Origin of the sequence: Methylobacterium sp. NPDC080182 (genome assembly GCF_050281105.1) — a bacterium.
Lineage (GTDB): Bacteria > Pseudomonadota > Alphaproteobacteria > Rhizobiales > Beijerinckiaceae > Methylobacterium.
The window spans coordinates 31,884-45,595 of record NZ_JBNNWO010000030.1; the positions used below are offsets into that span (position 1 = coordinate 31,884).

The window sequence follows — 13,712 nt, forward strand, 5'->3', positions numbered from 1 at the left end:
GCCCCGGCTTGCGTCCGATTGATCTACGATCGCCATTCGCGCGAGAGCGATGACGTTCACGCGGAGCTGCACGGTGCTTCGGGGTTCCCGTGATTGGCAGTCTCGGCATTTGTAGTATTGATATAGACGATCTGCCGTCTATTTCAGTTAGGAACTTGCCTTAGGTAGATATACGGATCTCAACCGTAAGATCCATGCGTTAAACACCCCTCACGAGGTTATCCGAGTTCAAAGTTAGTGCAGCGTCAAGCTACATGATCGGGCCAGATGTCGGCGGAGCCGTACACTCAACCCTCGACGAAGCGGCGACCGCGTCAACCGCTGATCTGGACACCTTTCCATGATGTAGCAGAGGTCTTGTTGAGTAGTTTAATCGGTGCCACGATACATGATGCGATATCTTTTGGAATGTCTGCCGACGCCAATCATCATAACAAGAGCGAGTCACCAAATATTCCTAGGTGTGAAATTCTCCACGCGATCGTCAATTTAATACCATTATCTACAGTATTGCAAATTAAAATATTGAAAAAATCGAGACCGGCATATATATCCAGGATGATACGTAAATTTCCCGGCGCTCTCCGACAGAGCTGTAAAATTCATATTTGCATTTTTCTGGGCCATGCATGGCGAATTAATGCAGTCTAAATTGAATTATGTCTCGATCTTGATCAATCCGTGCCGAGCGAGTATTATGATGTGCTTTAATTGGGGCACGGATTGCAATTGAGTAGACTAGCCAAGATAGCGTCAGGCAAATTGCGTCAGGTCCTCGACGGGCCGACACAGCTGCGTCAAGTCGCACGCTGGCTTGAGCTGCGCGCCGTCGGGCTGATGCCGGAGTACTTCCATCCCTCCGACGGTGCACGCGCGGCTTTCATCACGGGTGTGCCGCTCCTCCTCGCTCTCATGACGGGATGGAAGCCGCTCGGCTGGGCCATTTTCGCAGCGTTCTGGACATGCCTCGCGGACACGGGCGGCCCTGAGCCAACACGCCGCTCGTTCCTTGTCGGCTTCGTAGCCTTCGGAAGCCTCACTACCTTGGCAGCCTCATCCCTTGCAGGGTTGGGTCCAGGGGAAGCTGTGACTGCAGGGCCTCTGTTGGTCTTCATGACCGCGCTCCTGCCAATCTGGTGGACGCAATCTTCCCTCGTTGCCACCTTGCTCGGTGTCGTAGCGGTGGTGGCAGCGGGTTACCCGCGGACGCCGGCCGACGCCGCCATACTTGCTCTCTCGTTCCTCTGTGGCAGCGCCTGGGCGACTCTGATCCTGACCGCGGTCTGGAGGACGGATCGCTGGCTTCCCTCCCGGCAGGCCGTGTCAGCGGTCTATGCACGCATCGACGACATGGCTTCGGACCTCGTGCATCGGCGTGTGGACGGCCAGCATGTCGGGCAGAGCCAGCATCGCCGGGCCGTTCGGACCGCCATTGAGCGCGCTCATGCGAGTCTCAGCCATGTCGAGTTGGATGATCCTGCGATGGCCGTACGGCTGCGCCTGGCACTGCTGACGGCAGACGAGATCTTCCACGCACTTCTGGCCCTGGATCATTTACGGATTCAGCTTGATGAGGACACGAAGAGCGCGCTGGAAGCCATACCCTTGCTCCTTCGTGCGAGTGGACGCGCTTTGTCTGGTGAAGCGCTCGCGATCGCTGAAGTCGGCCGGCAGGCTGACGTGCTGGTACGACATATGGCCGGCCGGCCAGGTGCGGACGCCGCTGCGATACGGGCGATTGCGGCTGTCTTGAGCGATCCTGATTCCTGTACACCACCATCCTGGCTTCCACACAGCGGCGCTTTGGCGGCTTCACGCCGAAGGATCGTGCAGGCTGCGACGCGGAGCGGGACAGGCGTCGGTATCGTCACACTCGTCGCGCATGGGCTTGGGCTTGGCTATCCCTATTGGGCTGCGATGGCTGTGGTCGTGATCCTGTTTCCTGTGAGGCAGATGAGCTGGAGCCGGGCGATCGAACGCACCTTCGGCTCCGTGATCGGCGGTGTTCTCGCGAACATCCTCCTGACGCTGGTTCCCGCGGCTTGGCCGCTGCTCGGCTTCATCGTTGCCGCAACAGCCGCGACGATCGCGGTCCGTTTAGTCAACTACACGCTCTTCGTCGTCTTCCTCACCCTTCTCTTCGTTTTGACGATGGGCATCCTACATCCCGGCGATGGGATAGCTTTCGCGCGTATGATTGATAATATTCTCGGCAGCATCGTCGCGATCACCGTGACGGTGTTGATCTGGCCTGAGCAACGCCCCGCTGCCGCAGCTCTGGCGGGTGCCGCACTCGCGGCGAACCAAGCCTACCTCGATGCCGTTAAAGCTGGCGATACGGCGCTTACAGCCGCGACACGGCGTGCCGCCGGGATCGCCAGCACTGAAGCGGAAATCGCCGTCCACGCGCCGGATTGGGTCCTCGGCGCTGTGCCAAACCAGTCCGACATTGCCGATCTGGTAGCGGCGCGCCGGCTGGCCGGTGAGGCCGCAGCTCTCTGGTACACATTGAGGCAAGCCCCCTAGAGTCAGGGACAAAACCGGTCGATCTGTGCCCAGCAGATGAGGACACAGGCGAGGGTCGTGAATGTGAGATGCAGGTCGACGCGTCGCTCGTATCGGATGGTCAGTCGGCGGAAGCGGGCGAGCCAAGCCAAGGTACGCTCCACGATCCAGCGATGGCGGCCGAGGTGCTGGCTGCTCTCGATGCCCCGTCGCGCGATCCGTGGTGTGATGCTGCGGGCCCGGCACTCGCGCCGGCAGCGACGGTGATCGTAACCCTTGTCGGCGTGCAGCTTGTCCGGTCTGCGTCGCGGGCGACCACGCCGGCCGGTGCGCACGCCCTGACCTTGCCCCCTGGTCTGCCCTCATTCTGAAGCTAGAGTCCGTGGATCAGGAGACGGACGATGAAGAAGAGCCGGTTCAGCGAAGAGCAGATCATCGGCATCCTGAAGGAGCAGCAGGCTGGGCTGCCGGTCACTGAGATCTGCCGCCGCCACGGCATCAGCGATGCGACGTTCTACACGTGGCGTTCGCGCTACGGCGGCATGGAGATCTCGGACGCGCGCCGCTTGAAGGCGCTCGACGAGGAGAACCGCAAGCTCAAGAAGCTGCTAGCCGAGGCGATGCTCGACGTGGCGACGCTGTGATCCTCCCTCGGTGTCGCGGACACAGGGAGATCATTTCGCGGTCCTCTCGGCTTGCTCGGGCGTGAGATAGCCGAGTGCCGAGTGGATGCGTTGCCAATTGTAGTAGCCCTCGATGTAAGCGAACAGATCGCGCCGCGCTTCATCTCGGGTCGCCCATCGTCGCTGATGGACGAGCTCGACCTTGAGCGTGTGGAAGAAACTCTCCATCGGGGCATTATCGTAGCAGCAACCCGTGCGGCTCATCGACGGCCTTGCTCCCATGCCGGCGAGTTGCCTCCGGTAGGCCTCCTCCGCGTACTGGCTGCCGCGATCCGAGTGACAGATCAGCCCGGCAGTTGGTCGCTGCCGCTGGGCGGCCATCATCAGCGCCGCCACGCTCAACTCAGTGCGCATGTGATCGCGCATCGACCAGCCGACGATCTTGCGCGTGGCCAGATCAAGGACGGCGGCCAGGTACAGCCAGCCCTCGCCGGTCGGCAGGTAGGTAATATCGGCCAGCCAGACCGTGTTTGGCCGCGCGGCTGAGAAGTCCTGCTTGAGGAGATTGGGCGCGATGTGGAGATCGTGACGGCTGTCGGTCGTACAGGGCCGGAACCGACGCCCCGCCAGGGCACGGATGCCGTGCCGGCGCATGAGGCGCTCCACCCGTCCGCGGCTGACAGACCGGCCCTCGGCCCGCAGGGCGGCATGCACGCGCGGGGAGCCGTAGCGCCGGTGATGGGCGGCATGGATGCGCCGGACGTCGTCCAGGAGCTGGCGGTTGGAGGCCGAGCTGGCGCTCTCAGGCCGTGACCGCCAACTGTCGAAGCCGCTGGGTGAAACTCCGAGCACGCGGCACATGAGACGCACCGGCCAGGTCCGCGCATGCTGCTCGATGAAGGCGAAGGTCACTTGGGCATCTCCGCGAAGATGCCAATGGCTTTTTTTAGCACGTCGCGCTCCATGCGCGTACGGTCGAGCTCACGCCGCAGGCGGGCGATCTCGGCGGCCTGATCGGACGGGGACGCAACTGGGCTTGGTGGCGAGGCGCCCGTCGATCCAGCAGACCGCGGCCTGGGTGAGGCCCCGTTCAGCGTGGCACGCCACTGCCTCAGCATCGAGGGCTGGATCCCGAGCTCGGCCGCGACCTGCATCTGCGGCCGGCCGCTGCTCTCCAGCAGGGCGACCGCTTCGCGTTTGAACTCGGGCGTGAACTCTCGTCTCGTCTTCGCCATCCGACACCTTCCCCGCTCAGCATGAGCGTATCAGAGGTGTCCGCGATGCCGAGGGAGGATCACTCCACGTCTCCGCCGCTCACCCGGTGTGCGGAGGTCTTCCCGCTCGGGACAGCCTGGGCGGCCAGAAGCCATGCTGACTTGCTGAGTTCCAGCGTGACGAACACAGCAACCTTAGGAAGGTTTGTCTGGATCTGTTCACGATCATGCATGGCCAACCCCGGTCCAAAGTCAGAGAACTGGAGAGTGATCCAATCTCCAGCTCCCTGCATGGTACCTTTGGCCATCCGTGGCGGGTCGAGCGAGCGGAGGTGACGAAGCGGGAGTAAGGAATAGGCTGGTGGCGTCCCCGCCAAGAGACACCGCCATGCTCCCCCTGCCTACCCGCTTCGCCGGGATCATCCCGACGTTCGCGCCGCTGTTCGTCCACCGCTCGTGGCGACAAGCCCAGAACCTGCTTTTCGGCGCAATCCTCACACCGGGGCAGCGCACCGTGACAAGCGCCCTGCGCATCACGGATCGCCCGCAGGAGCGACGGTTCGGGAACGTCCACCGCATCCTCAACCGCGCAGCGTGGTGCCCGCGCTCCGAACCCGTATCCTGCTTGGGCTCCTCGTCGAGGCATTCGCGCAAACCGGCCCCGTAGTCTTGGAACTGGACGATACAATCGAGCGCCTCCGCGGCAAGCGGATCGCCGCCAAGGGCATCAACCATGATCCGGCTCGCTTCACCGACAGCCACTTCGTCAACCGAGGGCAGCGACGGATACGAGATCGCCTTCGTGCTGACCCTGGGACTCTCCGAGGAGCAACGCCTCAAAAAGCCCTTAGTACCGAACCTGCGGAAGAACCTACATGTCGACCCTACTTGCCTCTGGGGCTCGCCAGTTTTCCCGCAAATTGCCATTCCTGAATGTGATGACCGTAGCAAAGCTCAAGGCATCAATCCCTAGTTGATGCGGTGACTCAGATAGCATCGATAAAGTAGTGATCGGAAAAAATTAACACCCGCAAAAATATGATGCACCTTGATCGATCTGGAACACAGCTCCTGCGAGAGGGACTATGGAGACTGATCAGGCTCTATCTCACAAAAGAGTAGCAAATTCGACGTTCCGTCGCAACCAATCCGGCGCCGCGGCCCTCGAGTTTGCCATGATCTCCCCACTGATACTCGTGGCTATGCTTGAGGTGTTTCAAGGTGCTGCGTACTTATATTGCTCCGCCGCTGTAGAGCGCGCTACAAGCTTAGCCACACGAACGATCATGGTGGGAAGCTTAACTCCAGAGGCGAGCACCGCGGCGGGATTCAAGAGCACTGCCTTATGTCCGGCTCTGATGCCAGGTTTGTCTTGCGCCAACGTAATTATCAGCCTCCAGACTGCAACAGTGGGGCCAAGTGCTCCTGGCTACGCCGCTTTTGTTAAGGCCGATTTGAGTGGCCTTCTTCCGGCAAATATGGATAGTAATCAGGCTACCTATTGTGCCGGATCTGCAGGAGCATATCAATATTTACAAGTGTTTTATGCCCTGCCTTTAATCAGCCCAATATGGAAATTGATTTCCGGACAAAATTGGAACGGGAAAATCGTGACCTTTGTACGATCTGCCGCTGCATTTCGAAATGAACCATACACCGGCACTAGTGTTACTACGAGCTGCCCGTGATTATACCCTTTTACCGCAGATGGATTTCCCCCAAAACGGTGCAAACTCGGGCTAGGAGATCGTTGATTGTTGACATTAGCGGGACGTCAGCTCTGGAATTTGCCTTAATTATGCCGGCGATCATTGTATTGGCTTTGGTCGCTTATGATCTTGCGAGATATACAATCTTTGTGCGGAAGGCTCATCTTACAGCCAGTACTATGGCCAATTTCATTGCCCGAAATGACACTGGGACAATAAATCAAGCAGATATGGATGCTATTTTTCAATCGCAGCTCGTGGTGTTCCCGGAGATTATGAAAGAAGCCACGTCACGGAGCCAATCCGTTTGGTCGGTAATCCATTCGTCTCTTTCTGGCGTGCAATTCAAGCCGCGAGCAAACTGCAAGAAGAATTGTACTTACACGCCCTACGTGGCGTGGACCGGCGGTATAGGACGGCCGTGTGGGGTGCCTCTAAACGCGGCTCCAGACACTGAGCAACCCTCTCCGTCGACCTTGCCAGCCGATACTTTTGGCTCGGGCTTTCTGATCGTGGCCGATGTTAGCATCGACTACGTCCCTTTATTTCTGCAATCCGTAGTTGGCCATATACAAATTCGACGGTCGTTCTACATCTCCCCCCGCTACGTTTCTGCCATAACTTACGACAGATCGGCAGGATCTAGCTTCACTTGGTCATGCGCAATACCCTGAGGTTCGGATGCAACATCTTTGTCCGCGCTTCTTTGGCGCATTCGCAACATGGTGCCGAACCCTTGCCAGCGACCGAAGCGGCAACGTGCTGATCCTGTTCGGCCTTGCTCTCCTGCCCATGGTCGGGAGCCTAGGTCTCGGAATCGAGTACTTGCGCAAGGTGAACTACCAAGCTCGCTTAGACACTGCTGCCGACGCGGCGGCGATCGCCGCCATCACTGCCGCACGTGACTTCATTTCGGCCAACCCAAACAACGAGGCAGATCCCACCGCGAACGCGATTACCGCGGGTCTTCAGCGCGCTTCTGCCGCGTTCAAAGCTAATGCCGCAAGCGCGACTACTGCCGTACATGCCAAGCCGACTGTTGACCTCAAGCGGAGTAGTCAGGAGCTAATTGCCACCGTCAGCTATCAGGGTAGCTATTCATCATCGTTTGGTCGGTTGTTTGGACAACCGATAGTAGTTCTGAACGGTAACGTATCTTCGCGTCTCAAGATGGGAACTTACGCCGATTTCTATCTTTTACTCGATACTTCCGGCTCAATGGGATTTCCCACAAGCACTGACCAGCAAGTGAGCTTCGCCAAGCAGAACCCTGACATGAATAATGGTCAAACATCTAATAATTGTGCGTTTGCCTGCCATTTTCCAGAAACTGCAACAAATAATCACGGATATGGAATTGCAAAAGCAAGCGGCGTCGAACTCAGAATTGCAACAGTTGGCAACGCCGTCGCTCAGCTTATAAGTACTGCGAAGCAAAAAGCGACGCTAAACAATCAGTTCCGCATCGGCTTGTATCCCTTCGTGAGCTATATAGAGACGGCGGCGGATCTTACCGCCGCGATCGACACTCTCATGCCGCTCGCTGGAAATCTCGAAAGCTATATGGACGTCGGCGACTCCAGCACCCCCCGCGGGAGTGGAGGGACACATTTTGAGAATGTCTTGCCTGCAATACTCAATAAAATCCGGGCCAATCGAATTGGTGATGGATCTTCATCGGCAAAGGCACAGCCCTACGTCTTCCTTGTCACGGACGGGGTCGCGAATTCTCAGTATTACAATGGTAATGCAAGCTTATTTGATCAGAGCAAGTGGACAGGATCGAACTCAAACCTTCTTGATCCTAATCTTTGTGCTCCCCTCAAAAATCAAGGCGTCAAAATATCAATTCTGTACATCCCATATATGCCACTTCAACAGCCTTTTAATACCAACGTAGGTTATGAGAACCAAAGGGTAAATTCTCTTTTGCCGAGCGTTCCCGGCTCGCTTAAATCTTGCGCCTCCGACGGCTATTTCTATACAGCCAGCAGCTCTGCAGAGATAAATAATGCCTTGCAGGCAATGTTTGTCCAAGCGATATCCGAAGCTCGGTTGACTCGATAAAACATCCGATCGTTCTACACGTAAAAACTTCCCATATTTATATTTTTATTCTCGTATATCTGTGATTTAAACAAAGTCAATCGGGATTGTGTCGCACAATGCTCAGTGATAGCTACCTGTTACGCCGACAGATCAAGCAGAAACGCGCTCTGGCGACGGTCGCTAACATCGCGGAGGCGGCAGTAACCGTCCTTACAAGAGATGGTGCAGGGAGGTTTACGACTAACCGGGTGGCTGAGGAAGCAGATGTCAATATCGCGTCGCTTTACCGCTATTTTCCGAACAAAGAAGCGCTCCTATTGCATCTCATTCACCTAAGTTGGGAGGAGGAGCGTGCTCATCTTTCTCCCATTCTGATCGATAAATCTTTGGGTGATGCGGAAATGTTCCGGATTTTCATCCGAGAATATTTTTTGATTGAAGCGCAGGAGGCGGAGTTGAAGAGAGCTATCCGAGCGGCTGCTGTAGATATGTGGAACACGGTCGAATATCGAGAGGCTATAGCGCGAGGTTCCAATTTGTTCCGGAAATTGATAGCACGTGTATTACGCGATAGGCCTATCGGTATGAATCTCGATGTAAACTTCGGCGTTTTGCTGACGATTGGGGCGGCAGAGAAATCTGCGGAAATATTCAATTCGAAAGCTGATATTATACGTTCCGCCGATCTTGTCTCAGAAATACTGATTGCGCGATGGAAAATATGCTAGACGCACAAATATTATATAAAACGCGAACCAGCGAGGCCAATCGCGCTGGACCCTATAGACATATTGCCAGGCGGTCTATAAACGTCAGTCATCTTATTTCGGTGCCACGGGTCCTTCCTGTCTCTCACCCGTGACTAGCCTGCCGTTGAGTTCGACTGAAACGGCAGCGACGGGATGGTTGAGGCCTGCGGCTCCGGACGGGCCGAGCTTGAGGCCAACCGACCGCTTTGGGGCGAAATCGGCTTCCACGCCGGCGACGACATCCCCTTCATCGCTCGAGGCTGGCCGAGTTCTTCAACAGCCTGCTTGGGCGCGGACAAATGGAAGCGGGGTTTTATTCGGACGCGGCGTTGCGGTGATGTTGCCAAAGTCCGCTCGCGCCAGATCGCGCAGCGCACGGCGGCCAGAGCGCCGAAGGTTGGGCGCGTTTTGGGATACCACGTAGCCGCAGCGATGCGTCGCCGGTGGCGAGCCGAGAGGCGTGCGGTCAGCCGTGTGACGGTCGAGAACGGGGCGAGCAGGTAGGGCGTGGTGCGGGTGATCGCCGTGTCGGACCACTGCCGCTGTGTCTCGACCTCGAGATTGGCACGTGCCTCCTGAAAAGTGACCTCGATGGTCTAGGTCGCGGACTCATTAAGCTCGCAGCCAGACCCGCACGGCTGCGAGCTTGACTCTGGCGAGGAAGTTGTCGGGATCCTTGTCGTAGCGCGTGGCGACGGCCCGGAAGTGCTTGATCTTGCTGAAGAAGCGCTCGACCAGATTGCGGTACTTGTACAGGAACGGGCTGAAGGCCAACACCTTCTTGCGGTTGGGCATCGGCCTGACGTTCGCCCACGCGCCCTGCTCAGCCATCTGGGCGCGTAACGCGTCGCTGTCGTACGCTCGGTCGCCCAGCAGGATCTGGCCCGTGCCCAGACCGCCCAGCATGTCGGCCGCCGCGCGCCCATCGTGCGCTTGACCCGCGGTGACCTTGAGCGCCACCGGACGGCCCTCGGCGTCCACCAGCGCGTGGATCTTGTTCGTCAGGCCGCCGCGCGAGCGACCCATGCCACCGGATCGGCCATCTTTTTTTGGGTGCATGCGGCATGCTGGTGAACCCGCACGCTGGTGGCGTCGATCATCTGCAGGTCGACGTCGTAAGCCTTTGACACCGCGTCCAGAAGCCGATCCCAGATGCCACGCTTGCGCCAGCGCCGAAAACGGTTGCCGCAGGTCGTATGTGGGCCGTAGCGCGCCGGGATGTCAGCCCAGGGCGCGCCCGTGCGCAGCCGCCAGAAGATCCCGTTAAGCACCCGCCGGTCATCCACGCGCTCCTTGCCGCGCACGTCCGTCGGCAACAGCGGCTCGATCACCGCCCACTCCGCATCCGTCAGATCAAACCGCGCCATCAAGGCCCTCCTGCTCAGAGAACTAACGACGCCGCGGTTCAACCGTGCCAGCCGTTATGGGTTACCGAAGCAACTGGAGGACGCCCTGCTGGGCGGAGTTGGCCAGCGACAGGGCCGAGATGCCCATCGACTGGCGGGTCGATAGCGCCTGCGAGTTGGCCGCCTCCTGGTTCAGGTCGGCGTTCGTCAGGTTGGCCGAGCCCGTCTGCAGCACGTTGATCAGCTGCTTGGAGAAGTCCTGGCGGTTCTGAACCACCGACAGGTTCGAGCCCAGCGCGCTCGCCGCGGAGTTGAGCGTGTTGCCGGCGTTGGTCAGGGTGGCGAGCGTCTTGTTGACGTCCGCGTTCAGCAGGAAGTTGCCGAGGCCGTTCTGGCTCGTCGAGTTGTTCGAGCCGGTGATCGACGACAGACCGAGGCCGCTGGCGGTCGCGTCGACCGAGGCGACGTTCAGGTTCGAGCTGCCGGTGTCGTTGAACTTGATGTTCATGTCATTGCCTTTGCCGGCAATGAGGTTGACGCCGTTGTAGCTGGCATCGCCGGCGAGCTGCGTGATCTGGTTGAGCAGGTTGTTGTACTGGCTCGCCAGCGAGGCGCGCTGCGTCACGCCCGAGATCGACAGGTCGCTGGAGACGACGGTGCTGGCGGCGGTGCCGTAGGTCGAGGCGGTAGTGGCCGAGGCGGTGAAGCCGAGCGCCGTCTGGCTGCCGGAGTTCTGGAATTCCACGTCCGCCTGGGCGTTCAGGACGATCTTGGTGCCGGTGCTGTCGACCGAGAAGATCGCGCCGGCGCCGAACGAGCCGCTGGACGAGGTCGAGGCCGAGCCGACCGCAGAGTTCAGGGCTGCGACCGTGGCGCTGATGCTCGAGGAGGCGGCGACCGTGGCCGAGACCGAGGTACCGTTGATCGTCATGAGCACCGTCTGGGAGGCGGTGCTGGCGCTGTAGGCGTTGGCGGCGGTGCCGGTGGTGGAGAGCTGGGTCGAGAGCGCCTGGCTGGCGATCGACTTGGCCTGGCTGACCAGCTTCTGGATCGAGGTGATGCCCTGGTTGGCGGCCTGGATCGACTGGATGCCGTTGGAGACGCCGTCGAGGAGCGAGTTCAGGCTCGAGGAGCGTCCGTCGAGGGCCTGGGAGGTGAAGAAGTTGGTCGGGTTGTCGAGGGCGGAGTTGACGGTCTTGCCGGTCGCGAGCCGGTTCTGGGTGGTCGACATCAGCTGGGCGGTGTCCTGCAGCGAGAGCAGGTTCTGGCGCGTGGCGGCCGACAGAGTGATCGAAGACATGATTGGCTATCTTTCTGACTCAACATGCCGCTTCTGCGGCAATCTCATGAGCAATAAAGCCGCTGCCAGATCAAGCCGGATGCGGAAACAATCTAGAAATTAATAATTTAAAGTAAACAAGCGAATAACGAGCGCCGTTTCCTTCTATTTATCCTAGAGCAGAAAGGATCGACATTCGATCGTTCAGAGGTTGATTTACTACAACTTGTGGCGGATCGGACGCAATCAATCCAACCCTGCGTGCCTTCAGCAGGACCTGTGAGCCACGTGGTTCTGCGACACCACGTCAATGCTCACTGGGCCAACTGCCTCTCCGCTATCCGCTGATCTACCGTCGGGAAGGCCAGGGCCGACTTGTCCGGAATGCGCTCAGCATCCGTCTTGTTCGTTGCCTGAACCTGAGATGGCCGCCGAAGGGTAATGAACGGCCTTCGACAACCGGGATGTCTGGGACGGAGACGAGGCAACAACGTCTTGTGTGGATGGCTCCCGCATTGCAAGTGGCGAATTGAGCTTCTGACGCGTTGGTCGGGTGCAGTCTTGTGTCCGGCCTGTCGATGCAGTCGTTCATGTTGACTGCTGGCCCTGATGGTATCCGCGAACTGGGTCCCACTCTGCTTTGCGGGCTATGACGCCCTAGACGTTACGCGGGGTGTCCCAGCTCCCGGTCTGACCGGTTCGCCATCAACTCTCATCGTCCTCGCAACCTCAAAAACGCTTTTCTTCGTGCTGTCAGGCGACCGCGGTCGCTGGTGCGCGGTAGGTGCCGCCGCGGGTCATGATCGCCCAGGCGACCCGCGCCGTGCGATTGGCCGCCGCAACGGTCACCACGCGCGCCGGCTTGCGCTGCAGCAGTGCCGGCAACCGCGGGTCGACCGAGGTCGGCGTCGCCTTCGCGCGGCGGATCAGAGAGGTCATGCCGACCACGAGCAGGCGACGCAGGTAGCGGTCGCCCATGCGTGAGATCCGGCCCAGGCGCTCCTTGCCGCCACTGCAGTTCTGCAGCGGTGTCAGTCCCAACGAGGCCGCAAACTGCCGACTGGAGCGGAAGCGCTCGGGCTCGCTCACCGAGGCGGCTAGCGCGGTCGCCGAGACGATGCCGACACCCGGGATCGTCGCCAGACGCTGCGACAGGTCGCTGTCTCGATGCCAGGCGAGCAACTCCTTCTCCAGCCGGGTAAGCTGGCTCTCCAAGGCTCCGATCTGATCGGCCAGCCCGGTCACCACGCGCTGGGCGAGCGGCGGCACCTCGGCCGCGTCTCCGGCCGAGAGCCTGGCCGCCAGTTCCAGCGCGTGCCGCAGGCCCCGCGCCATCTCGATCCCAAACTCGGCGAGCAGGCCGCGGATCATGTTCACCAGCTGCGTGCGTTGCTTGACCAGCAGGTCGCGCGCCCGGTGTAGCGCCAGCGCCGCCTGCTGCTCGGTCGACTTCACCGGCACGAACCGCATGCTCGGGCGCGTCACTGCCTCGCAGATGGCAGCGGCGTCGTTCGCATCGGTCTTACCGCGCTTCACATACGGCTTCACGTAAGACGGCGGCATCAGCCGCACGTCACGGCCGAGCCTCATCAGTTCCCGGGCCCAGTGGTGCGCCGTGCCACATGCCTCCATGCCGACCAGTCAGCGCGGCAGCTTGGCGAAGTACGGCATGACCTGCGCCCGCCGCAGCGCCTTCCGAACAACGACGTGCCCGGCCGCGTCGACGGCGTGAACCTGGAAGATGCTCTTGGCCAGATCGATGCCGACGGTGGCGATCTCCATGGGGATGGCTCCTGCATCTGCGTGGCTGCTGCTTCGGCAGCGACCACATCTTGGCACCGAGGTGCCGTCAGTTGGAGCGGGAGCCATCCACCCCATCTGCTTGGCCGACCCGACCTACAAGCCACCCAGTTCCGGCGTCGTCAAACAGGCCCTTCGCATCGTTGAAGACCCCAAGGAGGCCTCATATTTAGACACCAGGGCTGCTTACGGCTCTTCCTATGCTTTGAGAAAGTTCGCCCCAGTCTCGCGACGAGGTAGGATCTGCAGTAATAGAGCCCGCATTCCGGGGCCTGCCCATCAGCTTGCCATGGCTCGCATCCCGCCATTCCCATCGTGCAGGATGTAGCCGCGGCCCCAGACAGTCTCGATGTAGTTCTTGCCCTGGCTGGCGTTGGCGAGCTTCTTGCGCAGCTTGCAGATGAAGACGTCGATGATCTTCAGCTCGGGCTCGTCCAT

General features: G+C 59.6%; 8 protein-coding genes and 3 pseudogenes. 5 read left to right on the top strand and 6 right to left on the bottom strand.

Features of this window, described 5'->3' with window-relative positions; translation table 11 throughout:
* The first annotated feature begins 762 nt into the window (after window positions 1-762).
* Complete coding sequence (locus tag ACQKQD_RS31325; RefSeq protein WP_427510587.1) at window positions 763-2,526, top strand: FUSC family protein; 1,764 nt, start codon at window positions 763-765, stop codon at window positions 2,524-2,526.
* 2 nt (window positions 2,527-2,528) lie between these two features.
* On the opposite strand, the pseudogene ACQKQD_RS31330 reads toward ACQKQD_RS31325, so the two are convergent.
* Window positions 2,529-2,840: pseudogene (locus ACQKQD_RS31330) on the bottom strand (transposase); the annotation flags it as partial.
* A gap of 66 nt (window positions 2,841-2,906) precedes the next feature.
* Between ACQKQD_RS31330 and ACQKQD_RS31335 the strand changes: the two are divergent.
* A pseudogene (locus tag ACQKQD_RS31335) lies at window positions 2,907-3,146 on the top strand (transposase); the annotation flags it as partial.
* Between the two features lie 33 nt (window positions 3,147-3,179).
* Here ACQKQD_RS31335 and ACQKQD_RS31340 read toward each other — a convergent pair.
* Window positions 3,180-4,363 (bottom strand): IS3 family transposase gene (locus tag ACQKQD_RS31340; RefSeq protein WP_427510588.1). Its coding sequence is split into 2 segments (ribosomal slippage): window positions 3,180-4,078 and window positions 4,078-4,363, totalling 1,185 coding nucleotides; the frame shifts between segments, so codons are not numbered across the junction.
* Between the two features lie 1,064 nt (window positions 4,364-5,427).
* On the opposite strand from ACQKQD_RS31340, the gene ACQKQD_RS31345 reads away from it, so the two are divergent.
* From ACQKQD_RS31345 to ACQKQD_RS31355, 3 genes are all read left to right on the top strand, one after another.
* Window positions 5,428-6,030, top strand: a complete 603-nt coding sequence (locus ACQKQD_RS31345; RefSeq protein ID WP_427510589.1) for a TadE/TadG family type IV pilus assembly protein — start codon at window positions 5,428-5,430, stop codon at window positions 6,028-6,030.
* 780 nt (window positions 6,031-6,810) lie between these two features.
* Window positions 6,811-8,118 (top strand): phosphomannomutase, encoded by a 1,308-nt coding sequence (locus tag ACQKQD_RS31350; protein ID WP_427510590.1) that lies wholly within the window; start codon window positions 6,811-6,813, stop codon window positions 8,116-8,118.
* A 98-nt stretch (window positions 8,119-8,216) separates the two neighbouring features.
* Window positions 8,217-8,828, top strand: a complete 612-nt coding sequence (locus ACQKQD_RS31355; protein ID WP_427510591.1) for a TetR/AcrR family transcriptional regulator — start codon at window positions 8,217-8,219, stop codon at window positions 8,826-8,828.
* Window positions 8,829-9,461: 633 nt separating this feature from the next.
* Here the strand turns inward: ACQKQD_RS31355 and ACQKQD_RS31360 are convergent.
* The 4 genes and pseudogenes from ACQKQD_RS31360 to ACQKQD_RS31375 form a co-directional block, all read right to left on the bottom strand.
* Window positions 9,462-10,216, bottom strand: a protein-coding gene (locus ACQKQD_RS31360) for an IS5 family transposase (RefSeq protein WP_427510592.1) whose coding sequence is annotated in 2 segments (ribosomal slippage) — window positions 9,462-9,892 and window positions 9,892-10,216 — 756 coding nt in all. Because the reading frame shifts where the segments join, the coding sequence is not laid out codon by codon here.
* 61 nt (window positions 10,217-10,277) lie between these two features.
* Entirely contained in the window at window positions 10,278-11,495 is a 1,218-nt protein-coding gene (locus ACQKQD_RS31365; protein ID WP_427510593.1) for a flagellin, read from the bottom strand.
* A gap of 732 nt (window positions 11,496-12,227) precedes the next feature.
* Window positions 12,228-13,256 (bottom strand): annotated as a pseudogene (locus ACQKQD_RS31370) (IS110 family transposase).
* Window positions 13,257-13,553: 297 nt separating this feature from the next.
* Window positions 13,554-13,712, bottom strand: a 159-nt coding sequence (locus ACQKQD_RS31375; RefSeq protein ID WP_427510599.1) for a winged helix-turn-helix domain-containing protein, incomplete at its 5' end; no start/stop codon positions are given.